This window comes from Arthrobacter sp. (assembly GCF_031179985.1).
Lineage (GTDB): Bacteria > Actinomycetota > Actinomycetes > Actinomycetales > Micrococcaceae > Arthrobacter.
Map to the genome: position 1 here is coordinate 1 of NZ_JAPSHJ010000049.1, position 25071 is coordinate 25071.

The 25071-nt window shown below is 62.7% G+C and carries 22 protein-coding genes and 1 pseudogene; 9 read left to right on the plus strand and 14 right to left on the minus strand.

Translation table 11 applies throughout. The features are described 5' to 3' along the window. The 3 genes from RIN13_RS17010 to polA form a co-directional block, all read right to left on the minus strand. The coding region (locus tag RIN13_RS17010) for a hypothetical protein (RefSeq protein WP_309108499.1) at positions 1 to 239 on the minus strand (239 nt) is incomplete at its 3' end. 65 nt (positions 240 to 304) lie between these two features. Continuing rightward, positions 305 to 1594 carry a GNAT family N-acetyltransferase gene (locus RIN13_RS17015; protein ID WP_309108500.1) on the minus strand — a complete coding sequence of 430 codons (1290 nt, stop codon included), beginning with the start codon at positions 1592 to 1594 and terminating at the stop codon, positions 305 to 307. An 81-nt stretch (positions 1595 to 1675) separates the two neighbouring features. Beyond that, on the minus strand, positions 1676 to 4369 hold the full coding sequence (gene polA, locus RIN13_RS17020; RefSeq protein WP_375164786.1) for a DNA polymerase I: 2694 nt from the start codon (positions 4367 to 4369) through the stop codon (positions 1676 to 1678). A 193-nt stretch (positions 4370 to 4562) separates the two neighbouring features. Here polA and RIN13_RS17025 point away from each other — a divergent pair, with 193 nt between their 5' ends. Further along, complete coding sequence (locus RIN13_RS17025) at positions 4563 to 5027, plus strand: hotdog fold thioesterase (RefSeq protein ID WP_309108502.1); 465 nt, start codon at positions 4563 to 4565, stop codon at positions 5025 to 5027. On the opposite strand, the gene RIN13_RS17030 is transcribed toward RIN13_RS17025, so the two are convergent. The 3 genes from RIN13_RS17030 to RIN13_RS17040 form a co-directional block, all read right to left on the minus strand. Next, the gene (locus RIN13_RS17030; protein WP_309108503.1) at positions 5028 to 5570 is read right to left on the minus strand and encodes a dihydrofolate reductase family protein; all 543 of its coding nucleotides are present in this window, start codon (positions 5568 to 5570) and stop codon (positions 5028 to 5030) included. Between the two features lie 77 nt (positions 5571 to 5647). Further along, positions 5648 to 5869 carry a hypothetical protein gene (locus RIN13_RS17035; protein WP_309108504.1) on the minus strand — a complete coding sequence of 74 codons (222 nt, stop codon included), beginning with the start codon at positions 5867 to 5869 and terminating at the stop codon, positions 5648 to 5650. After that, entirely contained in the window at positions 5866 to 7077 is a 1212-nt protein-coding gene (locus RIN13_RS17040) for an anion permease (protein ID WP_309108505.1), read from the minus strand. Before RIN13_RS17040 ends, RIN13_RS17035 begins: the two co-directional genes overlap by 4 nt. A 270-nt stretch (positions 7078 to 7347) precedes the next feature. Here RIN13_RS17040 and RIN13_RS17045 point away from each other — a divergent pair, with 270 nt between their 5' ends. Further along, positions 7348 to 7770 (plus strand): CHRD domain-containing protein, encoded by a 423-nt coding sequence (locus RIN13_RS17045; RefSeq protein ID WP_375164787.1) that lies wholly within the window; start codon positions 7348 to 7350, stop codon positions 7768 to 7770. Between the two features lie 15 nt (positions 7771 to 7785). Here RIN13_RS17045 and RIN13_RS17050 read toward each other — a convergent pair whose 3' ends face one another. Together RIN13_RS17050 and RIN13_RS17055 are read right to left on the minus strand one after the other, a co-directional pair. Continuing rightward, the gene (locus tag RIN13_RS17050) at positions 7786 to 8655 is read right to left on the minus strand and encodes a universal stress protein (protein WP_309108507.1); all 870 of its coding nucleotides are present in this window, start codon (positions 8653 to 8655) and stop codon (positions 7786 to 7788) included. A 49-nt stretch (positions 8656 to 8704) separates the two neighbouring features. After that, positions 8705 to 10021 carry an erythromycin esterase family protein gene (locus RIN13_RS17055; protein ID WP_309108508.1) on the minus strand — a complete coding sequence of 439 codons (1317 nt, stop codon included), beginning with the start codon at positions 10019 to 10021 and terminating at the stop codon, positions 8705 to 8707. A gap of 246 nt (positions 10022 to 10267) precedes the next feature. On the opposite strand from RIN13_RS17055, the pseudogene RIN13_RS17060 reads away from it, so the two are divergent. Continuing rightward, a pseudogene (locus tag RIN13_RS17060) lies at positions 10268 to 10366 on the plus strand (methyltransferase); the annotation flags it as partial. A gap of 86 nt (positions 10367 to 10452) precedes the next feature. Here the strand turns inward: RIN13_RS17060 and RIN13_RS17065 are convergent. The 3 genes from RIN13_RS17065 to ligD form a co-directional block, all read right to left on the minus strand. Further along, positions 10453 to 10623, minus strand: coding sequence for a hypothetical protein (locus RIN13_RS17065; protein ID WP_309108509.1), 171 nt, complete (start codon positions 10621 to 10623; stop codon positions 10453 to 10455). Positions 10624 to 10658: 35 nt separating this feature from the next. Further along, on the minus strand, positions 10659 to 11078 hold the full coding sequence (locus RIN13_RS17070; protein ID WP_309108510.1) for a VOC family protein: 420 nt from the start codon (positions 11076 to 11078) through the stop codon (positions 10659 to 10661). Between the two features lie 140 nt (positions 11079 to 11218). Further along, the gene (gene ligD / locus RIN13_RS17075) at positions 11219 to 12244 is read right to left on the minus strand and encodes a non-homologous end-joining DNA ligase (protein WP_309108511.1); all 1026 of its coding nucleotides are present in this window, start codon (positions 12242 to 12244) and stop codon (positions 11219 to 11221) included. A gap of 111 nt (positions 12245 to 12355) precedes the next feature. Here ligD and RIN13_RS17080 point away from each other — a divergent pair, with 111 nt between their 5' ends. Further along, entirely contained in the window at positions 12356 to 13021 is a 666-nt protein-coding gene (locus RIN13_RS17080) for an alpha/beta family hydrolase (protein ID WP_309108512.1), read from the plus strand. A 31-nt stretch (positions 13022 to 13052) separates the two neighbouring features. Here RIN13_RS17080 and RIN13_RS17085 read toward each other — a convergent pair whose 3' ends face one another. Next, the gene (locus tag RIN13_RS17085) at positions 13053 to 13640 is read right to left on the minus strand and encodes an XRE family transcriptional regulator (protein ID WP_309108513.1); all 588 of its coding nucleotides are present in this window, start codon (positions 13638 to 13640) and stop codon (positions 13053 to 13055) included. 77 nt (positions 13641 to 13717) lie between these two features. On the opposite strand from RIN13_RS17085, the gene RIN13_RS17090 reads away from it, so the two are divergent. Both RIN13_RS17090 and RIN13_RS17095 read left to right on the plus strand, forming a co-directional pair. Then, on the plus strand, positions 13718 to 14647 hold the full coding sequence (locus RIN13_RS17090; RefSeq protein ID WP_309108514.1) for an NAD(P)/FAD-dependent oxidoreductase: 930 nt from the start codon (positions 13718 to 13720) through the stop codon (positions 14645 to 14647). A gap of 65 nt (positions 14648 to 14712) precedes the next feature. Beyond that, positions 14713 to 14964, plus strand: a complete 252-nt coding sequence (locus RIN13_RS17095; protein ID WP_309108515.1) for a hypothetical protein — start codon at positions 14713 to 14715, stop codon at positions 14962 to 14964. Between the two features lie 20 nt (positions 14965 to 14984). On the opposite strand, the gene RIN13_RS17100 is transcribed toward RIN13_RS17095, so the two are convergent. Continuing rightward, entirely contained in the window at positions 14985 to 17162 is a 2178-nt protein-coding gene (locus RIN13_RS17100; RefSeq protein ID WP_309108516.1) for an elongation factor G-like protein EF-G2, read from the minus strand. Positions 17163 to 17456: 294 nt separating this feature from the next. Here RIN13_RS17100 and RIN13_RS17105 point away from each other — a divergent pair, with 294 nt between their 5' ends. Continuing rightward, the gene (locus RIN13_RS17105; protein ID WP_309108517.1) at positions 17457 to 21326 is read left to right on the plus strand and encodes a family 43 glycosylhydrolase; all 3870 of its coding nucleotides are present in this window, start codon (positions 17457 to 17459) and stop codon (positions 21324 to 21326) included. A gap of 93 nt (positions 21327 to 21419) precedes the next feature. Here RIN13_RS17105 and hrpB read toward each other — a convergent pair whose 3' ends face one another. After that, a complete protein-coding gene (hrpB, locus tag RIN13_RS17110) occupies positions 21420 to 24062 on the minus strand; it encodes an ATP-dependent helicase HrpB (RefSeq protein WP_309108518.1) in 2643 nt (880 codons plus the stop codon). A gap of 94 nt (positions 24063 to 24156) precedes the next feature. On the opposite strand from hrpB, the gene RIN13_RS17115 reads away from it, so the two are divergent. Beyond that, positions 24157 to 24423, plus strand: coding sequence for a hypothetical protein (locus RIN13_RS17115; RefSeq protein ID WP_309108520.1), 267 nt, complete (start codon positions 24157 to 24159; stop codon positions 24421 to 24423). A 34-nt stretch (positions 24424 to 24457) separates the two neighbouring features. Next, the gene (locus RIN13_RS17120) at positions 24458 to 25057 is read left to right on the plus strand and encodes a hypothetical protein (protein ID WP_309108519.1); all 600 of its coding nucleotides are present in this window, start codon (positions 24458 to 24460) and stop codon (positions 25055 to 25057) included. Positions 25058 to 25071 lie beyond the last annotated feature (14 nt).

Genomic DNA, 25071 nt, shown 5'->3' on the forward strand with positions numbered 1-25071 from the left:
CCGGTCAGGAGGAGCGGCTGTCTGAACCGCAGACACAGAACCAGGCCGAGCAGGCAGGGCAGTGTATAGATGGTCATGACCCAAGCAGTCAGCTGCCCGCGTGACAGGTCCAGTTGTTGAGCGCCGGACAAGGGAATGGCAACCAGTGAAGTAGCCAGGGTGACCATGGCCAGACTCGTACCCAAGGAGGGAGACCACTCCCGGAACCAGTGCGATCCGCCGTCGGAACTCTGACGCATGCCTCACCATACGCCCCGGCTGCGATCCAACGGAATTGCTCCGGGGCGTACGGCGGGTACCGGCTTTAGAAGTGCGTCATGCAGTGCGCCGAGCGCTCAACAGCAAACATCTGCCGCGCCTTAAGCGCTGCCCCTGGGGTGTTCTCCCTGATTCTTCCCGCCGCCGTCAGGGTCACGGGACAAACGGCTCCCAGATAGATGGAACCCAGCTCGGCGACGTCCAGGGTGAGGTCAGGTGCCTGGTCCGCCGAGGCGTTCGTGAGGCTGGCATCCCCATCCCGAACCTCCATGCGGTACGTGCCGGAGGCGAAACCCAGGCTGTCCGAGATCTCGAGAGAGAGCGTGCCGTCAGCCGAATAGCGGCGGGCCGTCAGAGCACCTGCGACGTCGAGGATGCGAAGCCAGAGCATATCCCTGTGGTCCGAAGACTCAATGCAACGAGGATCCTCAAGTGCCCAGCCCAGGGGGTCATCCACCGGGGCCTCCTCCCAGCTGATGCGCTGGATGAGGTCGATGGAGCCCAGGAATTTCCACAGATCCAGGTAGGCGGCATCGGAAGCTGCCACCAGGTCCACAATGTTCACCGTGTAGGGCTTTGTCTCCCACCCCGAAAACTTGTACGAGACGTAGCCGTCAATCTCGCCGTCGGAGTTGTAATGGAGAGCGCACCTTATCCCCGGGTCTTCGGCACCATCATGCCCGTAAGCTCCGGAAACCCGCTGGCGGTAACCTTCCTGGCGCACGATCGAGCCAGGCGTAAGGTGATGGGCGTCCGCGAACACCCGGGGCGCAACATCGAGCAGCACTTTTCGATCGGCGATCTCCACGGTTCCTGCAGGCACGTGCCGCAATTGGAACCTGGGGCCGGTATCCACCTTGATGCTCCTCTCGAACGTGGCCACCCCGTATCCAAAGCGCCCGTAAATTGAGCCCTCAGAGGCTGTCAGGGCCGCCATGGCCAGCCCTTCCGACTTCGCAACAGTCAGGTCCTCGGTCATCATCCTCCGCAAGAGCCCGCGGCGGCGGTGCGTTCCCCGAACCGTAACAGCAGTCACCAGGCGCGTGGCCAGTTGCCTGCCGTAGCCGGTGTTCAGAGTCTTCAAGAGCGTCCCAAAGGTCGCCACAGGGATGTCAGCTGTCAAGGAATGGGCAGGAACGGAACCGGTCTGATAAACACCGGTCAGCTCGCGGTCGTCCGTCCGGTACATGGAAATGATCTTGTCCACGAACTCCGCGCTGCGCCGGTTGTCGTGGAAACCGTCCTCGACTGCCCGCATCCAGTCAGTGCTTTTTGAATAGTCGGGGGAATCCTTGTCGGCTACCCGGAAACGCCTTACTTCGTATTTCTCTACCACGTGATTCTCCCCAAGTTGGTGACCGGCCCGCGCACGATCAACGCGCGCCGGCCATCGAAATGTCTGCTTCTGGTTCTGGTCTCAGTGCCCGGCTTCGTACCAGCTGGAGCCCACGCCAATCTGGACGTCCAGGGGAACAGTCAGCTGGGCCGCTGCACCCATCTGCTCTGTCACGAGTTTCTCCACGGCAACCCGTTCGCCGTTTGCTACCTCCAGGACGAGCTCATCATGGACCTGCAACAGCATCCGTGACTTCAGCCCCTGGGCCTCAAGTTCGGAGTGCACTCCGAGCATTGCCCGCTTGATGATGTCCGCGGCCGACCCCTGGATGGGCGAGTTCAGCGCGATGCGCTCCGCATTCTCGCGAAGCTGGCGGTCTGTACTGGTCAGGTCCGGCAGGTAGCGGCGCCGTCCTTCGATGGTGGCTGTGTAGCCGTCGACCCTGGCCTGGTCCACCACCCCGCGAAGGTAGTCACGCACGGCCCCGAACCGGTCGAAGTAGTCCTTCATGAGCGTCCGCGCCTCATCAACTGAAATCTCCAGCTGTTTGGAGAGCCCGAACGACGTCAGCCCATAGGCCAGGCCGTAAGACATGGCCTTGACCTTGGAACGCATGGCACTGGTGACTTCTTCGGTGGGGACATGGAAGATGTTGGAGCCAACAAACCGGTGCAGGTCTTCCCCTTCCTTGTATGCCTGAATGAGGCCAGCGTCCCCGGAGAGGTGCGCCATAATCCGCATCTCGATCTGCGAGTAATCGGCGGAAAGCAGGCAGTCGTAGCCCTCGCTGACCACGAAGATGCCACGGACCCGGCGGCCTTCCTCGCTGCGGATTGGGATGTTCTGCAGGTTTGGGTTGTTTGACGAGATGCGGCCTGTGGCTGCAACGTTCTGCGCGTAGGTGGTATGGATTCTTCCGTCGTCCGTTACGGATTTCTTGAGAGATTCCAGCATCTGGCGCAGTTTCGAGGACTCGCGGTGGGCCATGAGCTGAACCAGGAACTCGTGCCCCGTCTTCTCCAGCAGGTTCTTGAGGGACGCAGCGTCGGTGGTGTAACCGGACTTGATCTTCTTGGTCTTTGGCAGCTGGAGTTCCTCGAACAGGACAGTCTGGAGCTGCTTCGGCGATCCAAGGTTCACCTCATGCCCGATTGCTGCGAAGGCCAGCTCCTGGGCATTGTCAATCACTTTCGAGAGATCGGCCAGCTGCTCATCGAGGCGCGGCATATCGATGGCAATTCCAGCCAGCTCCATATCGGCAAGGACCCGGCTGACGGGCAGCTCCAGGGTGGTCAGCAGGTCCTCGGCCTTGCGTTCCTTGAGTTCGGATTCAAAGTGCCGGCTTAGTGCCTGCACCACGGCGGCTGCCTGGACCAGAGCGCCGGAAGCAGCGGCGTCGTCGCCGTCGAACGACAGCTCGAGCTGGCCCGCCTTGGCGGTCTCGGGCGAGATGCTGATGTTGAGGTGGTGCTGGGCAAGTTCTGAGAGCTCATAGGTGCGGCGGTCCGGCTGGATGAGGTAGCCGGAAATCGATGTGTCATCCACCACCCCTTCCAAGCCCAGGCCACGGCTGGACAGGGCCTTCAAGGCTGCCTTGTAGCCATGCATGACCTTCGGAGCCTGCTCGTCCCGCAGCCAATCCGCGAGGACGTTTTCGGCTTCAGCGTCCTGCGCGGCGAGGTCGATGTAGACGGCGGCGTCGTCACGGACGATGGCCAGCGCTGCGGCGTCCTCGCCGATTCTGCCGGGAACCAGGTCGACAGCGACGGCGGACCGCTTGCCTGCGCCTGCCGCCAGGAAGGCGCTCAGCTCCTTGGCACCGGCGGGGGTGGTGAAGTCAGGCGTGTCAATGTTCTCGCGCTCAGCGGACTCCAATTCTTCGCTGCTGTAGAGGGCGAAGAGCCTGGTGCGGATGGTCTTGAATTCAAGGTCGTCGAACAGCTGCTCCAGGGCGGCCTCATTCGGGCGGGGTTCCGCGAGATCGTCCAGCGTCAGCGGGAGATCAAGGTCTGTATGGAGCCTGTTCAGCCGCCTGTTGCGCTTGACGGCCTCCACGTTTTCGCGGAGCGCGTCCCCTACCTTGCCGCCAATGGCGTCCACATTTTCCAGGACACCTTCGAGCCCGCCATAGAGGTTGATCCATTTGGCTGCCGTCTTGGGGCCAACTCCCGGGATGCCTGGAAGGTTGTCCGCTGACTCCCCCACCAATGCGGCCAGGTCCGAGTACTGCGGGGGCGTCACAAAGTACTTCTCCTGAATTGCAGCCGTGTCCAGCCGGGGAATATCGCTGACGCCCTTTCTGGGGTAAAGCACAAAAACGTTGTCGGTGATGAGCTGGAATGCGTCACGGTCACCGGTCACAAGGAGCACCTCGTAACCGGCCTTTTCGCCCATGGCGGCGAGTGTTGCCAAAATGTCGTCAGCTTCATAGCCCGGCATTTTGATCGTCTTGATGCCCCACGCCTGCATGACCTTGTCGATGAGGTCAATCTGGCCGCTCATCTCCCTGGGAGTTTCATTGCGGCCGCCCTTGTACTCGCTGTACTCGGCCTTACGGTGGGTGGTGTCATCCGATACGTCGAAGGCCACGGCGACGTGGGTGGGCTTCTGTTCCTTGATCAGGTTGATAAGCATCGACGTGAATCCATGGATGGCATTGGTGTGCTGCCCGTTTGCCGTAGAGAACTTGTCCGCCGGCAAGGCAAAGAAAGCCCGGAAGGCCATCGAGTGCCCGTCCAGGACCAGGAGGCGCGGTTGATCGGTGAGAGGAATCACAGGGGCTTCCGTGGCTGAAACAGAACGATCACCGGGCGGCGGGACCTTCACGTCCTGCAAGGCAGCGTCAGTGGGCAGGGCTGCATCTGCAGGGGCGTTGGCCTTCAGGGCAGCATCGTCCTGAAGATCAGCGGTTTCGAACGGGAAGGGGGCCGGTTTGGTAGTTTCACTCACAGGTGCCAGCCTAGTTGGCATGATGGACAATTTCACGCCCCACCGGTTTGCGGACGAACTGACCTCAGCCGGAATCCCCAAGGACCTGCATGATTGGCTCGGCGGCTACGGAATCGGTGCCTTGGTGGTCAAGATGGGCATCCGCTTTGTCGAGATGAGTCCGGCGCGCACCGTGGCCACGATGCCTGTGGAGGGCAACACACAAGTCGCCGGTATCCTGCACGGCGGGGCGCACGTCGTCCTCGCCGAAACTCTGGGATCTTTCGCTGCAGGAATGCATGCAGGCCCCGGGAGGCAGGCGCTCGGAATCGAGGTCGGCGCTACCCATCACCGGTCCATCTCCGCGGGCACAGTGACGGGAACCTGTACCGCCATTCACCTGGGCCGCACGCTCACTACCCACGAGATCGTCATGACAGACGAGCAGGGTAGAAGGCTGTCAACTGCGCGAATCACCAACCTCATACGTGATATCGAAGGCTGATCAGGGATTTAACCGGTAACGCAACTCCACTACGCCGCGCCCGAGTGCTGCTGAGGAAACCAATTCCAACGGCTGCGTAGGCTTCCGCAGCGGCAGGAGCGGCTTGCCATCGCCAAGAATCAGGGGGATGACCGAAACAATCAGTTCATCCAACAGCCCGGCATCGGCAAATTGCGCTGCGAGGTTTCCTCCGCCCACCACCCACACGTTCCTGCCATCGGCATCTGCCTTCAGATCACCGACAAACGTCCTGACGTCGCCGTGGGCAAAGGTAATGTCAGCGTCTTTGGGGACCGTGCCCTCATGATGGGTGAAAACCCAGCAGGGTGTGGTGGGATAAGGCCAGTTGCCGGGCTCATGCTCGAGCAGCCAGCGGTAGGTCTCCCCTCCCATCACGATACAGCCGACGCCCTCAATGAACGCGTCATAGCTTTCCTTCCCGCCTTCGAAACCGTCGAATTGCAGGAGCCAGGCAAGGTCGTCGTCGGGCGTGGCGATGTAACCGTCAAGGGAGGCGCCGACGTAGTACTGAAGACTCGACATGGCCCCAGCCTAATCACTTCAGGTCCGGGTTCAAATACTGCTTTCGAACCCCTGGGTGCCGGACCGGCCGACTAAGGCTACTTGTTGAAGTACGGAATGATCAGGTACAGCCCAAAGAGAACTGCAACGCCGCAGAGTCCGAAACAGATGTAGGCCAGAGGCTGAATCCACCGGGGGGCTTGCGGAGTAACATCTCCGGCTATGGCTGTCAGCCGGACGCCAAGGGAGTACAGGCCCACCACTGTCACGGCCGCAACCAAGGTGGCTCCGCCCACCATCAAAAGCTCCAACCACTTCATTTCTGGCCGCCCTTCTTCTTGTTCGCCCGTGCTGCCGCTGCCGCCTTCTTCTTCTGGAACCGCACGGCGTGTCCGGCTTCCTCAACCTCGACGGCGTTGTGGTGGCCGACGTGGGATTTGCGGGATTCGAAGTACATCAGGAGCACTGAGGCAAATCCTGCGGCTCCAGCGATGACGACGCCAACGATGCCGGTGCTGACCAGCCAGGCCGTGAGAGCTCCCATGATGCCGGCAGCCGGGAGGGTGAACAGCCAGCCGATGGCGATCCGTCCCGCCGTCGCCCATCTCACGGAGGTTCCCTTGCGGCCAAGCCCGGAACCGATGACCGAACCCGAAGCCACCTGCGTGGTGGACAGGGCGAACCCCAGATGGGATGACGCAAGAATGGCCGAGGCCGTGCTGGTTTCAGCGGCGAACCCCTGCGCAGGCTTAACATCAGTCAGCCCTGACCCCATTGTCCTGATGATCCGCCAGCCTCCGGCGTAGGTGCCGATTGCAATGGCGAAGGCACAGGCAGCAATGACCCAGAACTGCGGCCCGGAACCTGTGGGCTGGGTTCCTGCGGCGATCAGCACCAAGGTGATGATGCCCATGGTCTTCTGTGCATCGTTGGTTCCGTGGGCGAGTGCCACCAGGCTGGAAGTGAAAATCTGGCCTGTGCGGAAGCCTCCGCGCTTCTGCGTCAGTTTGTCCCCTGTTTCGGGATCGTGCCTGGAGGTCAGCGCATAGGCCAGGCGCGTACAGATGTAAGCCACAGCGCCCGCAATAACCGGGGCAAAGATCGCGGGAAGGATCACTTTTTGCATCAGGGATTCAAAGTTGATCGAATGCAACCCGATGCCGGCAATCGCGGCGCCGATGAGGCCGCCGAAGAGAGCATGTGAGGAACTCGACGGCAGGCCTTTGAGCCAAGTAATCATATTCCAGAGAATGGCTCCCATGAGACCGGCAAAGATGATCTCCGGGGTGATCTGAATGCCTTCGGAACCTTCCCGGATAATTCCTCCGGAAACAGTCTTAGCCACTTCCGTGGAGAGGAACGCACCCACGAGGTTCAGAACGGCTGCCAGTGCCACTGCCGTTTTGGGTTTGATGGCACCTGTGGCGATCGGCGTAGCCATAGCATTTGCCGTGTCGTGAAAGCCGTTGGTGAAGTCGAAAAATAGTGCCAGCGCTATAACCAGCGCCACCATGAAGGTGATATCCACCTGTTGCCCAATCTGCAGAGTCGACGGTCAGCAGTTCCACTCCCCGTTGCCCGAAGCGAACAGCACAGTTCACGGGTAGTTCACCGGGGTATGCGCGGTTCAGCAAAGCAGGCTTGAAACCCTATAGATCGTACGCGTCAACAGCATCAGGACAAAACATAGCGGTGAAGCCATTGTGCGCCGCTTCCCCGCGGGCGTACCGTGACGTTGCTGGGGCTAATCGAAGGAGAAACGATCATGCTAAATGCTCACTCGACCAGGTTCCGTACCATGGCCGTTTTGGCTGCCGTAACTGCCCTTGCCACTGCCAACGTTGGCGCTGCAACCGCGGCTCCTTTTGGTGATGGAGCCGCCATTCCACTGAATGTTGGGCAGGAGACCACCGGTTCCGATACCGGCGCCCACGGATTCTTCAGCTACGAGATCGTCAACGGTGAAGTTTGCTACACCCTGTCCGTTGAGGATCTGTCGGCCCCGGTAGCCGCAGCCCACATCCACGTTGGAGGCCGCAAGGTAGCTGGCCCCGTAGTCATTCCCTTGGAAACAGGCACGGGCACCACCTGGACCGAGACCGCCTGCGTTCCTGCTGACCCTGCGGTGTTGGCTGCTCTTGAGGCAAACCCCCGGGCGTACTACGTAAATGTGCATACACCAACGTTCCCGGGCGGAGAGGTCCGCGGACAGCTGAAGTAGTACCGACCCCCTGCCCTAGTCGTCGTGACTGACTTTATGGAGCCTGGTCACGACGGTGGGGCAGGGAACGCGCACGAGGATTGCGTGGGCGGTTGATCCAAGGATGAGCCTGGCGAACGCTCCTCGCCCCCGACTCCCGATAACAAGGATCCGCGCGGACGTCGCATGCTCTACCAATGCCTGCGCCGGGTCCAGGCTCTTTTCAAGCCGCTGATGCATCACCAGGTCAGGAAACGAAATCCGCAGGCCGGCTACCGACTCCGCAAGAACGATTTTCTCCTCTTCCTCAATCACCTTGTTCAAGCCACTCGGCGGCGTCTCCCGTTCAATCCACCGGATGGGCCGGTTCACAGCAAGCACCGCCGTCAGCTCATCGCCCTCGCGGTCCGCCTCAGCGGCGGCAAAGTTGACGGCCTGTAAGGACTCCTCCGAGCCGTCGACGCCCACAACCACACCCCGCTTGCCCGGCACAAATTCCCGGGGAACCACCACTACCGGGCAGTCCGACGCCGATACGATTTGGAGTGCCCGGTCAGTTACGGGACCGCCGTCGGTCCACTGTCGCGTATGGGAGCCGATCACAATCACGGCTGCCGCAGCAGACATTTCCCTCAGTACCGCTCCTGGACTCCCGTAATGCAGTTGGGCGTGGAAGTCGACGTCGGGTGCCTTGAGGGCAGCATCAGCCTCCACCGTCTTCAGCAGCTCCGCCGCCCGGTCCCGGATCAGATCGTGATACTGGAATTCGGGGGAAATCCAGCGGTCGTCGGCGGCATGAACTGCTACCACCGGGACTTGGTGGCTGGAGGCCCGCTCCAATGCCCAGGCCAAAGCCGCCTCGCTCGCGGCGGACCCGTTGATCCCAACGACTATCGGCTTCTTCATGGTTTTCCCCGATTCCTGAAGGCGGCGGCATCCGGATCAGCCGGAAGGGTTAGAAGCCGCTGGGCTCCGTTTCGAATTCAGGTCCTACGGGTGGACCCTCATGGTGGAGCGGTCGCAGTGCCCCCGTGCGCTCCAGCCAAAAAAGCGCGTCATACCGGCCGCCCATGACGGTCGGAACATAATTGGCCTGCTCGCTTTGCGGACTGTAGACGACGCCTATGGCCCTGTGGCCAAGGCTCCGTGACAACCATGGTCCGGGACGGTGCCCCCCGAATTCCAGGATGGCAGGCACACCCAGGCAATGGTGAAGCAGGTATTCATGACTTCCTGTCCGAGCCTCGGGCACTCTGACAACCTGTTCACGGGAACCCCAGTCATCGGCGGCAAGCACGGTCCCGCCGTAGCCGGCGAATCCGACCAGCAGGACCCGGTCGGCCCCGTACCGCTCCCGGATCAACTGGCCAACGTTCACCAGTCCGTTACGTGCCATATCGGTGGCCCTGGCATCCCCGATGTGGGAGTTATGCTCCCAAATGATTCCTTTCGACGGCGGACCCAGGTGCTGACGGACGCGGTCAATGGTGTCTGCCATGTGGCGGTCGCGGATGTTCCACGACTCGCTGCTGCCGTTGACCATGGTGCGGTAGTAGTGCTCGGCGTTTGCCGCCACTTCGGCGTTCTGCAAGGCGTTAAAAGCGTTGTCGTCGTGATGGTCCATGGCGGCGAGCGCACGCGTTCGTACTTCCTCCAGGAACGTGACGATGTCGGCTTCGCAGGTTTCCGGAACCAGCCGTGTGTTCCAGGCATATTCATGCGGGTCCTGATGATGCGGTTGAAAACATTGCCAGGCACGTTTTGCTGTAGGCACAGCTTCCGGCGCATGAACTTCCAACCAGCCGATGGTCTCCCGCAGCGAGTCCCACAGAGAATAGACATCAAGACCGTAGAAACCCACGCGATCAGACAGCGGACGTTCCATGTTCCAGCCGCGAAGCCAGTCCAGGAACCCTGCCACTTCCTCATTGGCCCACATCCATGTAGGCCACCTTTCAAAGCCTGCCAGCAAGGCGTGCACTCCGACGTCGAGCCCGCTTTGCCCCTTGACCCAACGGTTGATCCGCCAGCAGTCCGGCCAGTCACCTTCGACGCCTATCCAGTTATACCCCTGCTCTTCGATCAGCCGGATGCTCAGGCGCGACCGCCATGTGTAGTACTCATGCGTTCCGTGTGAGGCTTCACCAATAGCCACGAGTTCGCATCCAGCAGAGCGGCGGACCAAGCCGTCGAGGTCGCGCAGCCCCGCGAGAGGGCGCGCAAGCGCAAGGATCTCCGCCGTAACCGCTGGATTCACAGTAACGTCGTTCATCCTGGATCCTCTGTTTTGGCTGTCTTCCATGACGTTCTCCGCTTGCCTTTCTCACTCCAGCTTCCCGCCACTGCGGCCCCCCGTAAAGGGCCCAAGGCCATCCGAGTTGAGGTCCACTGGCTCCTTTTCCCGCTCATCGGGCGAGCAGTACTCTGGAGGAACCATCCGGAAGCCCACTGACATGACGCCGAAGCTTCCCGGCTGGGACTGGACAACGTCCGGCTCGAAACCCGTGACGCCGCAGCTCTGGACATCCGTGACGGGTTTGACCTGATCACGGTCTTCGACGCCATACACGACCAGGCACACCCCGCCACCGTCCTCCACAATATCCACGAGGCGCTCCGCGCGGGCGGAACCTTCCTGATGGTGGACATCAAGGCCTCGAGCAGGCTTGAGAAGAACTTTGAGCTCCCCTGGGCCACCTTCTTCTACGCCATCTCCACGACCCACTGCATGTCCGTTCGTTGTCCCAAGGCGGCGATGGCCTCGGAACCGTTTGGGGTGTCGCACTGGCCGAATCCATGGTCCACGACGCCGGCTTCGAGCAGGTAGAGGTCAAGGACCTTGAGGAGGACCCCTTCAATGCTTTTTTTTGGCACGAAAGGCGGCGCCGGGGATAGCCGGACGCTAAGAGCTACGCGGGTTGCGCCCCGGCAGCATTGACCAACCACGGGACACCGAACTTGTCGGTGCACATGCCGAACGTGTCACCCCACGGAGCCGGTTCGAACGGGACCGTGATCCTACCGTCCGAAGAGAGACGGTCCCAGTATCCACGCAGTTCAGCTTCGTCCTCGCCGCTGAGGGAGACAGAGAAGTTGTCACCGGGGTTGTAGCTCATGCCATTAGGTGTGTCCGCCCCCATCAGCACCATTCCCGAGTCCGTGGTGAGCATGGCGTGCATGATCTTGTCCTGCTCACCAGGGTCCTCGCTGGCCTGAAACTCGCCGAAAGTACTCATGGTGAGTTCCCCGCCGAAGACTGACTGATAGTACGTCATGGCTTCGCGGGCGTTGTCGCGGAAGCCAATGTAGGGGTTGAGGCGGGTTGGCATTTGGGATCTCCTTGGGGTCTGGTGGAGGCCGGGGCCGGGATTAGGCAGCACGGCAGGCTGGGAACACTTCATATGGTGCCCCAATTCATGTGCCGTTCCCAGACCCCCACAGACAGTTTCCGTGCCTGGCCAGCTGGTTCTCAGTCTGCGGCTTTCTTCGCACGGCTGGGCTGGACCCGGGGCGGTTCACCCGGCATTTTCGGATAGTCCGGAGGGAACGGGAGTTCGCCCAGGCCGGTGTCGATATCGCGCTGCCACCAGCCTAGGAGGGTGTCGATGTTCCCCGTCTCGGAGTGCATGTCCGCCCAGGGATCGCCGGTTGCCTTCAACCGCTCGGGAACTGTCAGGATGGTGAATTGCCTGGGATCCACGCTTTCCAGTTCATCCCATTCAATGGGGCAGGAGACCGGTGCGTGGGAAAGGGGCCGCGGACTGTAAGCCCCGGCCATGGTGCGGTCACGGTTGGCCTGGTTGAAGTCCACGAATACCTTCACGCCACGCTCTTCCTTCCACCAGGCGGTAGTGACCTTGTCCGGCATGCGGCGCTCAAGTTCGCGAGCCGCCGCAATGACCGCGTGCCTGACGTCCAGGAATTCCCGGGTGGCCTCAATGGGGGCGAATACATGGAGGCCGCGGTTTCCGGACGTTTTGATGAACGCAGTGAGCCCTGCTTCTGCCAGCACAGCTCTCAGTTCGATGGCGGCCGGGACTGCGTCGTCGAAGTCCGTTCCGGGCTGAGGATCCAGATCAATGCGCAACTGGTCCGGGTTGTCCGAGTTCTCCGCTCTTGACGGCCAGGGGTGGAAAACGATGGTGTTCATCTGCACCGCCCAGACAGCCGCAGCGGGTTCGTCAATGACCAACTGGGGATGGGTCCGTGCGCTCGGATAGACCACCTTCACTGACCGGATAAAGTCCGGTGCGCCCTTAGGAGGATTCTTCGAGAAGAACTGTTCGCCGTCGATATTCTCCGAAAAGCGCTGGAGCGTAATTGGCCGGCCGCCGTTTGCTCTGACGAAAGCTTCCCCCACGTCCACCATGTAGTTGGCCAGGTCCAGCTTGGTGATACCAGGCTCCGGCCAGAGAACCCGGCCGGGGCTCGATATCCGCATCTCCCGGGGGCCGTTCGGACCGTCGACGGTGAGGGTGGTTGCTTCGCTCGCCATGGGAACAACCTACCCCGCAGAAGTACCCACGTCAGCAGATCTTCCGTGTGGATGGCCGACACTCTTTCGAGTTGTGTCCGGCCGGGCCGCGAGTTCAGGCATTATTGAGGCATGCCCGTCCCCCAAGTCCCCCTCGCCTTCACCATCGCTGACAGTACAGTTTCCGCGGCTTACGGACGTCCTGACAGTCCCTTTGCGACACTCGTGGTCGCCCACGGTGCAGGTGCCGGAATGGACCATCCGTTTATGGCCGGCTTCACGGCCGCACTGGGTGATCAGGGGGTTGCCACCCTCCGCTTCAATTTCCCGTACCGTGAGGCCGGTAAGAAGTTCCCGGACAGGCCGCCGACTGCGATCGCGGCTTGGCGGGCAGCCATGGACGTCGCTTCCCAATACTCGGAAGGGGAGCCCTTATGGGCGGCCGGCAAGTCCTTTGGCGGGCGGATGGCGTCAATGGCGGTAGCCGAAGGAATGCCGGCCGCCGGGTTGGTTTACGTCGGCTACCCCCTGCATCCTCCTGGAAAGCCCGAGAAGGTCCGGGACGAGCACCTCTACGGCCTCACGCTGCCTATGCTCTTCCTCCAGGGAACAGCTGACCCGTTCGCGACCACTGCCTTGCTTGAGTCCGTGGTCGCGCGAATCGGAGACGCGGCAACGCTGAACTGGGTCGAAGGCGGAGACCATTCCTTCGCTGTCAAGGGCTTCAAGCGCAGCCCTGAAGAAGTGGGGGCATCGCTTGCGAAGCCTGTGGCTGATTTCCTCCGCGCGCATTCCTGAGCACCTCTGAGGCGAGCCAGGCCCGCCATAATCACTCCTTGTTGGCCTTTGCGCGCACATGCATCCTCTCCCCTTGTCCTCCGAATACACTCAGGACTTCTGCCGCCTGCTCTCCTGTGCTGCCGAACCAGTGAGGTACGCGGGTATCGAATTCGGCTACTTCACCTGCCCGGAGGACGAGGTCATGGTTGCCCAGAAGCAGTCGCATACGGCCGGAAAGAACGTACAGCCATTCGTATCCTTCGTGAGCCTTGAGGTCCGGGTCGGCTTTGGAGACGGGAATGATTATTTTCCAGGCCTGCATCCCGCCCGGCTGCCGGGTCAACGGTACGACTGTCCGACCGTTCGCCTTATGGGGTTTGAGACGGATTCGGGGGTCCCCGATTTCGGGTGCCCCCACCAGCTCTTCCAAGGGCACCCGGTAAGCCTGGGCCAGCGGGAGGAGCAGTTCCAGGCTTGGACGGCGCTGCCCGGTCTCCAGCCGCGACAGGGTGCTTTTCGAGATACCGGTAGCTGTGGAGAGACCGGTGAGGGTGACGCCACGCTGCATTCGTAGTCGTTTGAGGCGCACCCCCACCTGATCGAGGGCAGCAGCAATCAGTTTCGTGGTGTCATTCACAGGACCATCCAACCTCCGTTTCCCGGAAACAGCAACGTTTGTTGTCGAAACAGGAGCATGGACAGAGCCTTGAAGACATGAACGAATTTGATGTAGTCATAGTGGGCGGTGGCGCCGCAGGATTGTCAGCCGCATTAGTGTTGTCCCGAGCCCGACGCAGGGTTCTGGTGGTGGATTCAGGGTCCCAACGCAACTCCCCCGCCGCTCACATGCACGGGTACCTTTCACGCGATGGCCTGCCTCCCGCAAAGCTTCTGGCGATTGCCCGCCAGGAGGTGACGGGCTACGGCGCTGACGTCTTGGACGGGGAGGTCACGGACCTCGTTGCTTGCGGGAAGTCGCGATTCCAGGCGCTGCTCTCCGACGGGAGGCGGATCGCGACGCGGCGTCTTCTGGTGGCCACCGGGCTGCGGGACGAGCTGCCCGACATTCCGGGTCTGGCCAACCGATGGGCGCGTGACGTTCTGCATTGCCCTTACTGTCACGGCTACGAAGTCCGTGACCGGCAGTTGGGTGTCCTGGGCGGCGCACTGGATGCGGTCCGTTACGCCCAGATCGTCCGCCAGTGGGCCAAGGATGTCGTGTTGTTCGTGCCCGCTAAATCGCTGACGAACGTTCACCGCTCGGAGCTGGTTGCCCGGTCAATAGGGGTCATCGAGGGCGATGTCAGGCGGATAGTTGTTGAGGACGACCATTTGTCCGGCGTCGAAATGGACGATGGCACCGTCATCCCACGGGACGCATTGTTCGTGCCGCCGAAGTTCATCGCGAACAACAGCCTGCTCGTGGGTCTCGGCTGCGAACTGGACCAGGAAGGCTGGGCTGTGCGGGACAGTAACGGCCGCACCACTGTTCCCGGCGTCTGGATAGCCGGTAATGTCGCCAACCCTCGAGCCCAGGTGATCACGGCCGCAGGGGAAGGTTCCGCCGCAGCCATGGCCATCAACGCGGACCTCGTCGAAGAGGACATCCGAAAGGCCGTCCGCGATTTCAACAGGGGATTCTGACAGACAGCAACTTGTCCTTCCCCGCATCGTCCCGCCCACTGCCTGCAAGACCCTGAGGAGAACCTATGTCCATCGAGTCAACGTCAACCCGTCCCGCGCCGCCCAACAAACACCAGCTCGCGCTGATGATTTGGCTGGCTGTGTTCCCCACCCTGACCCTCATCAACCTGGCTTTCGGGGAGTGGCTCGGGATCCTGCATCCTGTACTGCGGACCTTCGTTCTGGCCACGGTTGCGGTTCCCATCGTCATCTACGGGATCATGCCGCACCTTCACCGTCTGCGCACATTACTGCTGAGCCGAGCCGCACGCCGCTGACCTCCGTGTGGGAGGAAGCGTCAGGCTTTCAACGATGCCGGAATCGCATTAGGGGGGACCGGATCATGGCGGAGGTACCGCCGGCTAAAGCGTCCAGTGCCTGCCGTCAGGGCACGCAACTCCACTGCGTACTTCAGCAACTCCTGGTCCGGGACCTCGGCGCTGATCTCCGTCAGATCGCCGACGGATGTTGTTCCCGTCAGTCTCCCCCGCCGCGAGGACAGATCACTCATGACTGCACCGACGTAGTCATCTGACACGGTAATGGTCACTGCTGAAACCGGCTCAAGCAATTGGATGCGGGTGGCGGAAGCCGCCTCCCGCAGGGCAAGTGCTCCGGCGGCCTGAAAGGCGGCATCGGAGGAGTCAACGCTGTGGGTCTTGCCGCCCACGAGTGTGACGCGGATATCCACCACAGGGAACCCGGCTGCTACCCCTTTTTGCATCTGCGTCCGGACGCCCTTTTCCACAGACGTTATGAAGGGTCCCGGGATCACGCCGCCAACGGTTTTGTCCACAAACTCAAAGCCGGATCCGCGGTCCAGTGGCTCCACTTCGACGTCGCAAACGGCGTATTGCCCATGGCCGCCGGACTGTTTGACGTGCCGGCCGTGGCCAGCCGAGGGGGCCGCAAAGGTCTCGCGCAGCGGAGTCACTACCTCCACTGTCTGCAGCTTCACACCCTGCTCTCTCAACCGGTCCAGCACAACTTCCGCGTGCGCCTCGCCCATGCACCACAGGATCAGCTGATGGGTTTCGGAGTTGCGTTCCACCCTAAGAGTCGGATCGCCGGCGGCAACCTTGCCGAGGCTTTTCGCAAGGGCATCCTCGTCCCCATGGGAAGCCGCCTCGATGGCCACAGGCATCATCGGTTCGGGCATGTCCCAGGCCTCCACCAGCAAGGGCCGCTCACGTGAGGAAATAGTGTCCCCGGTTTCGGCGTTTCCAAGTTTGGCCAGCGCGCAAATGTCGCCGGCAACACAGAAGGGCACAGGCCGCAGGGATGCGCCGATCGGCGCGTACAAGTGGGTGATGCGCTCGTCGCTGTCGTGATCGAGGTGTCCGCGATCCGCCAGCCCCCGTCCGCCGACGTGAATGGCTGAGTCCTCCCGCAGTGTGCCCGAGAAAATGCGCACGAGGCACACACGTCCCAGGAACGGATCGATGGTGGTCCGCACGACTTCACCCACCAGTGGTCCCTTGGGATCGCAAGCCAGCTCCGCTGTGGAGGTACCGTCGGCCTCCCTGGCCACCGGAAGCTCCCGCTCGGCCCCGGACGGAAATCCGCCACGCAGGACCTCGAGCACTTCCAGCATCCCGACGCCGGATTCAGCAGCGGTTGCCAGCACCGGAAAGAAGGAACCTCGGGCGACGGCGGTCTCCAGATCGGCGACGAGGACCTCAAGGGGTACCTCTTCACCGGCCAGATACCGCTCCATCAGCGTTTCGTCCTCGCTTTCGGCGATAATTCCTTCAATGAGCGCTCCGCGAGCCTCTTCGGCGACGGCCAGCTCGCCGTCGTCGGCTTCCCGTACCTGGCGCTCCGCGCTGCCGTTTGTGTAGGTGGAAACGGTCCTCGACAACAGGCCGAGCAGACTAATGGACCCGGCACCAGAGGACAGCGGCAGATACAGCGGCAGCACGGAATCGCCGAACGCCCGTTGGCAGGCAGCCAGCGCTGCATCAAAATTGGCTCGCGGATGATCGAGGCGGCTGATCACCACCGCGCGCGGCATGCCGGCGGCTTCGCATTCCCCCCAGAGTGCGATCGTCGCGGTGTCGATATCGTCAACGGCTGACACGACGAAGAGCACTGCATCCGCCGCTCGGAGCCCTGCACGCAACTCGCCAGTGAAATCCGGGTATCCGGGAGTGTCCAGCAGATTCACTTTGATGTCTTCAAAGATCACGGGCACGACGGCGAGCGCGACTGAGCGCTGCTGATGGATCTCTGAGGGATCAGCGTCGCTCACGGTGGTGCCCTCGGCAATCGAGCCCATCCTGGTGATGGCACCGGTCGCAGCCAGCAGGCCCTCAACCAGCATCGTTTTCCCCGTACCCGAGTGCCCCACCAAGGCAACATTGCGGATTTGTTCCGGGCGCTCTGCAGGCGACCATGTGGAGGCGTCAGAGCGGCGCGGGTCCCCATTGCCCCGGGCCGAACTTCTCGCCGGGCTCTTTGCTCCTTTTCCCGACATGTGCATCTCCTGCGTGTGTCCGTGCGCCTTTGTCTTTGTTAAAGGATTGGACACCCTGAGGCACCCGAACAGCAAGAGGGCCCCGAGGGCTTGGACAAGGTGTGTGTTTGCTTTTGGCATCGGTTCACGCGAACCGCCCTTGCCCTCGGCGTTCAGTGTTCTGCTGTGATCGTTTGAGTTCGAAAGTGTGCTTTTTGTTGTTTTGAGGCAGAGCGCAGGATTAGCTGTGGGCGGGACAAACGGGTGCGACGACGCACCCGCGAAACAAGACCGCAAGCACCTGGAGAACCAATCATGATCAGACCCGGAGTCAGGGCCGCCCTGGCCGCCTTCGTGATGGTGGCCACCGGCCATCTTGGCATTGCAACGGCGCATGCCACCGAGCTTTCCCCTCCCTCGCCGCCGAGCATCTTCCTGCTCGCCTTCGGTTCGAACGCCGCAGGGCAGACGGCCGTCCCTGAAAGCCTCGCCAAGGAACCCCTGAAGGCCCTCGCAGCCGGAAACGGCCACACCATTGCTCTGAGCAACGCCGGCCGACTCTCAGCATGGGGCAGCAACGTGCAGGGGCAGTCGACCGTACCGCCCATCGCTGACCGGAAGTTTAAGGCGATTGCTGCCGGCGCCAGCCACTCCCTTGCCCTCAGCACTGATGGGAAAGTCACCTCGTGGGGCGGAAATACGTCCGGTCAGGCAACTGTTCCCGAAGCGGCCCGCGCCGGAGTTGCTGCCATCTCAGCGGGCGGAAGCAACTCTCTGGCACTCAAGACGGACGGAACCCTGGTGGGCTGGGGTGACAACGCCTTTGCCCAGAACCAGATTCCCGCATCCCTGGCAGGACAAGCCATAAAGCAAATATCCACGGGCGCCGGGTTCAACGTGGCGTTGACGGCCGAGGGCAAGGTGACTGCCTGGGGCAGGAGCGATTATGGACAGATCGAGCTTCCCGCAGCTCTGGGCACAGCGAAGATCAAGGCCATTTCCAGCGGAGTGACACACTCGCTGGCCCTCACCGATACAGGAACAGTGGTGGCCTGGGGCTCGAACACCTACGGGCAGCTCAACGTGCCGGCTGAGCTTGGTTCCGAAAAGGTGACTGCAATCGCGGCTGGCGGGTATCACAGCCTCGTCTCCACGGAGTCAGGACAAATTTTCGCCTGGGGAGACAACAACGCGGCACAAAGCACAGTCCCGGCGGGGTACGGACCCAGGATCGTGGCGATGGCCGCTGGGGAAGCGCACAGCGTGGTCTTTACCCGACCGGACGACGACGGCGCCCCTGCCGCCGTCGTTCTTCCTGGTTCGCCAGCAAACGGGGCGCCTCTGGATCCGGCGAACGGAATGACCGGCGTCATAACTGCAGCCGTGACGTATGGAGCCGTCCCGTATCTTGCGGGTGCAGCCCTGCTGCTGTCCGGAGCGTGCCTGGTGGCATTCAACTCCAGGCGGCCACGTCACTCGAGGCGGATCGTTGGCGCGGCGCTGACAGCCGCCGTCGGAGCCGCATTGCTGGTCCCCGCGTCGCCCGCACTGGCCGAGGAGTCAGTCCCGGTGCCGAAACCGAGCCTCGAACAACTGGTGGCGACAAACGGCGTACTCTACTTCGCCAACAGCGGCGCCACTGTGACGGATAAGGTTGCGCCCGGCGACACCATGGGGATTTACCAGTCCCGATCCGACCAGGCCTACGGGCCGGACGCCAAGACGGGCGGCAGTTGGGGCTTCGTTTCCGATGCCTTCTCCAATCCCAAACGGAACACCAACAGCACGCTCGGAAAATACGACTCAATCCTGTACGACGCACCGCCCCCAGGCTCCGCTCTTTCGAGCCGGGCAGTGAAGTACGACTTCGCGCTTCCCAACGGAAACTACGACGTCACGTTCGGCTTCAAGTTGCCTGGCGGCTGGGCCGGACGAACGCTGGACCTGATGGCGGAAGGCCAGATCCTCGGCACTGCAGCCACGAGCGGCACAGCGCTGGAGAAGACCTTCAACAGCGTGGCAGTCACCGACGGCATCCTCAACCTGCAGGCCCACAGCCAGGCGGGCCGGACCAACACATTCCACGATCCGGCGCTGAACTTCATAGTGATCAGGCAGCCCCTGGACTACACGCCGGAACTGCTTGCAGAGAAAATCCGCCAGGCGACACTCACTCCGGAACAGGCGTCCCTGTATGCGCCGGACTCAGTAGCTGTCCTCGGGGAGAAGCTGGCCGCGGCACAGTCCCTGGTGGGTGCAGGCTCCGCTGACACCGCCGCCAACAAGGCAGCCTACGAGGCGATTGGCGCAGCCACCGCCGGGCTGCGGAAACTCGTCACCTACGATTCCTTCAATCCGGGCCAGCCTTGGCTCGACACCAATGGCCGCGCCATTCAGGGCCACGGAGGCCAGGTGATCCCGTCCAAGGACGCTCAGGGGCGGACCATCTACTACTGGTACGGCGAAGACCGAACTCAGGGCTACCAGCCCATGGCGGGCCTTCACGGCTACTCCTCGTACGACCTCTACAACTGGAAGGACGAAGGACTGGTCCTGAAGACCGCAGAAACCCGCGCCCAGCTGGACACAGATCCGTACTTCACCGCTCTTTATGCTGACTACACAACGCACGAAAAGGACGCTGTTTTCAGGGACCTGGACAGCAAGGGTGTGGGCAACGCCGTTGGCCGCGCCATCGTTCTTGAGCGCCCGAAAGTGATGTACAACGAGTCAACCGGCAAGTGGGTTCTTTGGGTCCACACAGACGGCCCGTCAACAACCTCGAATGCGCAGTACGCCAAGGCAACCGCTGGTGTCGCCGTCTCAGACACGCCGTTCGGCCCGTTCCGTTACGTGGACAGCTACCGCCTCGACAGGATTCCCGCGGACAATCCGAACAACCAGTACCCGTCGCAACCGGGAATGGCCCGCGACATGAACCTCTTCAAGGACGATGACGGCACCGGCTACATCATCTATTCCAGCGAAGAGAACCGCACCATGTACGTGTCCAGGCTCAACTCCAGCTATATGTACTTGAACGTGCCGTGGCACCGCTCAGTGGACGGGGTGGACTTCAGCCGCAACTTCCAAGGCGTGGCCCGTGAAGCTCCCGCCATGTTCAAGTACGACGGCACGTACTACCTGATCACCTCCGGCGCCACCGGCTGGGATCCCAACCCGGCACGATACGCGACGTCCCCCACGCCCATCGGGCCGTGGACACAACACGGAAGCCCCGCCGTCGGGCCCGGCTCGGAAACAACCTTCCGGACCCAAAGCACCTCAGTGATCCCGATTGATCCCGCGGCAGGAAAATTCATCTACATGGGCGACCGGTGGATACCGTCGGACCTCGGCAACTCACCCATGGTGTGGCTGCCGCTCACGTTCGGGGCCAACGGTGACTTGAGCTTCCGCTGGACGGACCGGTGGACCGTGGCAGATTTGGAGAACCGGGGCAAATTCACCGTTGACATGGCGATGCCCGCCAGCGTTCCGCTGGGATCGGGACCGTCCGCGCTGCCCGCCACCGCTGTTGTCAGCCAGAACGGAAGTTCGACGACGTCGGCAGTCACCTGGAGCGGCGCAGACTTCTCCGTGCCTGGCTCGGCGACAGTAACTGCCACTTTCGCCTCCAACGGCCGCACCGCCAGCTACACCGTCATGGTAGTGCCTTCCGGGCTGGTCTACTTCGCAGATCCTGGGTCCACTGACACCGCTGATTACGCCGCGATCCGTGCTGCGGCCTCGGCAGCAGGAGCGCTCTCAAATTCGGCCAAGGACCAGCCTCTGGGAGCTGACCCCGGAACCGGCAAGACATGGGGCTACGACAATCCAGGCACAGCCACCGTGGGCGGCGACAACATCTTCGGCACCCTCCGGTACGTGACCAAGGAGTCCGCGCGGAAGGACGTCAGCTATCTGTTCGGCGACCTTGAGGCCGGCGCCTACACCGTCTACGTGGGGCTTTACGACCCCTGGGCACAGTATGCGCCGAACCGGGCTGCAAAAATCAGCATCAATGGCACGGTGGTTGATGCCAGCAGGCGGATCAGCGGAACCAACACCACGATGAAATACGCCGGGCACTCCCCCGACGGCGAAGGGAAACTGAAGGTGAATCTGGCGCCCACCACCCCCGACGACGTCCAGGTCAGCTGGATCATGGTGGTGAAGGGCTAGGAGCCCGGGATAGCCGGCAGGACCTCCTGCCGGCTATCCAACTCCACCCGCCAACGCTCCATCACATCCTGGCCCCAAACGCCCAACGCTCCCTCACATCCTGGACTTGACCTTCGCGGTGGCGGGAGCTGTCCACGGATCCTCCGGCCAGGGATGCTTCGGATAGCGCCCTCGCATTTCGGAGCGGACCTGTGTGTAAGGACCGGACCAGAAGGAAGCAAGGTCGTCCGTAACAGCCAACGGCCGCCCGGCAGGCGAAAGCAGGTGGAACAGGACCGCCACCTTGCCACGCGCCAAGTGCGGTGTGTCTGCCCAGCCGAAGCACTCCTGCAGCTTGACCGCCACCACCGGCCGCCCGCCGTCGTCCCCCACGTCCGGGTAGTCGATCCGAACCCGGGAACCGCTGGGAACTTCAAGCCACTCGGGCGCCAGTTCGCCCAGCCGCCCAGCTTCCGGCCAAGGCAGCAGTCGCCGGATCGGTTCCGCGAGGTCGATTTTGTTCGTGGGGGTACCGACGGCCAAAGCTTCCAGTTCGGGCGCCAGCCACTCTTGCAGTCGTACCAACAGGGCCGGTTCGGATACGTCAGGCCAGGGACTGCCCACTTCCCGGTGCAGCAAGGCGAGGCGGCGACGCAATCTCTCTGCCGCCGTGGACCACCCGATGGTTCCCAAGCCTTCCTTCTTCAACGCCCGCACAACGGCCGCACGCCCCTCCTCCGGCGAGGGGCGCACCGGTGTCGATGACAAGGTGATCGTTCCCAGCCGGCGTTCCTTCCGCGCCGTGACGCGACCCTGACTGATCTGCGCCTCTACTGTTTCGCGTAGAAGGTGCCGGCCGGCGGCCTCCGCCAGTTCTTGGGACAGCGGCGCGGCTGAACGGATGACGGCGCCGGTACCGGCAGCGTCCCGGCCTTGGGCGCGCGACACCTCGGCTACTGCCAGCCATTCATGTCCGGACAGCCCACTGCCGGCAGGCAAACCCGCCCGGGTACCCGATGAGAGCAGGTATCGCTCCGGACCTTGTCCCGGGACACGGCACGCCACGCGATCCGGAAACGCTAGGGCAACGACGAAGCCGACCGTTTCGGCCGCGGCCGATGCGGCGATCTCGGCAGCAAGCGGTTCACGCACGACGTCGAGTGCTTCCTGACGCACCATAGCCTCCATCCGCCGGACGTCCTCGGCCCAGCGTCGGGCAGCCGGGTCCTGCCCGCTCCGCAGGATGGTGAGAAGGCGGGTGAGATCCGCTCCGGGAGCGCGCTGGTCGCCGGAGACCACCGCCACGGTTTCTGAAACAACCCGGTGGCCCACGGCAGCCGCTCCATCCAGCAGCGCACGCCCGAGGCGCGGGTCAGCAGGTATCCGGGCCAACGTCTTGCCGATGTCGTTGGCGTGACCGTCCGATTCGATCGCGCCGAGTTCCCGGAGGACTTCCACGGCGTCGTCCATCGCGGCTTGAGGCGGCGCATCGGGAAGCGCCAGGCCCCCGCCGCCCGGCGATCCCCAACAGGCAAGGACCAAAGCGGCACCCGTCAGATCAGCGACGGCGATCTCCGGAGTCTGGTGGGCAGGTGCAGCGCCGAAGGTCTTCTGGTCATAACACCTGACAACCCGGCCTGGCCCCTGGCGGGCTGCACGTCCGGCGCGCTGGTTCGCGGAGGCGCGGGAACAGGACACAGTGACCAGCCCCGTCATGCCGCGGTTTGCGTCTCTTCGCGGTTCACGGGAGAGCCCGGCATCGATCACGAGGCGGACCCCGGGCACGGTCAGGGAGGATTCCGCGAGCGCTGTCGAAACGATAATCCGTGGGGGCTCCCCGGGCTTACGTCCGGAGACGGACCGGTCCTGCTCCGTCGGGTTAACCTGCCCGTGAAGCTCCAGAACTTCCCCACTCACCTTGCCCCGCAGTCGTGAGGCGACGTAGGAGACTTCCCACGCCCCCGGGAGAAACACCAGCGCGTCGGTGTCCCCGTCTTCGCCCAGTGCCCGGGCATGCCAGGCCGCGGCGGTGTCCGCCACATGGTCCAAAAAAGCGCGGGTGACTCCCTTGTCGTCCAGCCGCGGGAAAGCCGCCGGCGCCCATTCCACTTCCAGTGGGTACAGCGCGGACGGACAATCGATCACCGGGGCCGGCCCGCCGTCGTCGTGATTCCCATCCTGGGCACTTCCAAGCAGGGCGGCGAACCGTGGCGCGTCCAGAGTTGCGGACATGGCCACCAGGGTGAGGTCCTCCCGGAGTTCCCGGACCTCGGCGAGCATGCCGAGCAGCAGGTCTGTTTCCAGGCCGCGCTCGTGGACTTCATCCAGGACTACTGCGTCGGCCGACTCGAGCCCCGGGTCCGCGAGCAGGCGGCGCAGCAGGATCCCCGGCGTGACAAACTCGATCAGCGTCTCCGGACCGGCCTGGCGTTCGCCGCGGACGGTGTACCCGACGCGGTCGCCCACGCGGCTGCCATCCAACGAGGCAAGGCGGCGGGCAGCCGAGCGGGCAGCCACCCGCCGCGGCTGGGTGACCACAACACGAGGATGACGGCGCCCGGCCCGCAGCTGGCCTTGAGCATGACTGGACGCGAGGTTGGCCAGCAGCGGCGGAACGAGCGTGGTTTTGCCCGTTCCGGGAGGCGCCTGCACCACGGCCGTCCCCGCCGGACCTCCCGCCCGCAGCGCTGCGGCAAGCTCCCCCAGCGACTCGGCAAAAACCAGACCGGCGCCGATGACAGGTAGATTGAAGGTCATCCGTCCATTGTGCCCGCAATACTGGTCGCCGATCTCGGCACGACTGCCACATGGGCGAGAATGGAGGTCACCCAACATGAAAGCGGGAAGACCATTGATCAATCTGCAGCAGGACTCCGAAGGCTTTATCCGGATGAACAGGCACTTCCCCGGCAGCGCCGCCATATCCATCACATTTGGTGACGGAAGCCAGGAAGCGGTCTCCGGCGCACGGCTCAATGAGGCCTACGACGATGCCTTGGCTGTGTACCGGGCCGAAAATCACCTGGATGCCAAGGGGTACTCCCGCGGCCCGAAGAAGAAGGTGCAATCCGGAATAGATTTCGTGCCGGTTCATCCTGGTATGTCAAAGGAAATCTAAGTAGAAGTGCATCTAAGTAGAAGGCAGGATTCCGGTGCAGGTCCTTCCGCGTATCACGGTAGAGGTCCCGGTGCTTGCCATTGGTCAAGGACCCTCAGACTATGAGCACCTGGGCCGCTACGTCGACGCATTGCGCCGGCTGCAGGGCCTGCACCTGACACTCCTGCACATTGGCGTCCTTGAAGACTTCAGCCAGGACGTGGCCGACTGGACCAAAGGGCTCACCAGTGCAGAGGCTGCGAGGCGTAAGACTGTTGCCTGGTTGCAGGCGCTGCCGGTGCTGGGGAGCTTTTCCGGATGGGCCGAGAGACTGATCGTGCTGGGCGGCGGGAATGTGAGCGGTCTTGAAGTTGAGGTGCCCGCCCACGTGCATGACTTTCAGGTCTCCCTCGTGCAGGCGCTTCACGATCTGCTAAACGACCTGCTGGTGGATAATGTCGATGACTTTATCCTCAGCTCGCAGGCCCTGGGCTTCAGGTACCCCCATTGGACGCCCCATGTTGCTGTAGGCCGCCCAAAGACGAGGGGTGCCGGATCATGGGTGATTGAACCCTTAGCCATCGAGTTCGGTGAGTCCCGCATCAGGAACCGTCGCTTCCTTCCCGTGTTCGACGACGGCGGGCCAGGCGCCTGACAACCCTCCTTCAC

Bases quoted from the DNA above. Each gene is read 5' to 3' on its own strand.
- RIN13_RS17025 (WP_309108502.1), top strand. From the start codon at position 4,563: ATGATGGACAATTTCACGCCCCACCGGTTTGCGGACGAACTGACCTCA.
- RIN13_RS17030 (WP_309108503.1), bottom strand. From the start codon at position 5,570: ATGTCGAGTCTTCAGTACTACGTCGGCGCCTCCCTTGACGGTTACATC.
- RIN13_RS17035 (WP_309108504.1), bottom strand. From the start codon at position 5,869: ATGAAGTGGTTGGAGCTTTTGATGGTGGGCGGAGCCACCTTGGTTGCG.
- RIN13_RS17045 (WP_375164787.1), top strand. From the start codon at position 7,348: ATGGCCGTTTTGGCTGCCGTAACTGCCCTTGCCACTGCCAACGTTGGC.
- RIN13_RS17050 (WP_309108507.1), bottom strand. From the start codon at position 8,655: ATGAAGAAGCCGATAGTCGTTGGGATCAACGGGTCCGCCGCGAGCGAG.
- RIN13_RS17055 (WP_309108508.1), bottom strand. From the start codon at position 10,021: ATGAACGACGTTACTGTGAATCCAGCGGTTACGGCGGAGATCCTTGCG.
- RIN13_RS17070 (WP_309108510.1), bottom strand. From the start codon at position 11,078: ATGCCAACCCGCCTCAACCCCTACATTGGCTTCCGCGACAACGCCCGC.
- ligD (WP_309108511.1), bottom strand. From the start codon at position 12,244: ATGGCGAGCGAAGCAACCACCCTCACCGTCGACGGTCCGAACGGCCCC.
- RIN13_RS17080 (WP_309108512.1), top strand. From the start codon at position 12,356: ATGCCCGTCCCCCAAGTCCCCCTCGCCTTCACCATCGCTGACAGTACA.
- RIN13_RS17090 (WP_309108514.1), top strand. From the start codon at position 13,718: ATGAACGAATTTGATGTAGTCATAGTGGGCGGTGGCGCCGCAGGATTG.
- RIN13_RS17095 (WP_309108515.1), top strand. From the start codon at position 14,713: ATGTCCATCGAGTCAACGTCAACCCGTCCCGCGCCGCCCAACAAACAC.
- RIN13_RS17100 (WP_309108516.1), bottom strand. From the start codon at position 17,162: ATGTCGGGAAAAGGAGCAAAGAGCCCGGCGAGAAGTTCGGCCCGGGGC.
- RIN13_RS17105 (WP_309108517.1), top strand. From the start codon at position 17,457: ATGATCAGACCCGGAGTCAGGGCCGCCCTGGCCGCCTTCGTGATGGTG.
- hrpB (WP_309108518.1), bottom strand. From the start codon at position 24,062: ATGACCTTCAATCTACCTGTCATCGGCGCCGGTCTGGTTTTTGCCGAG.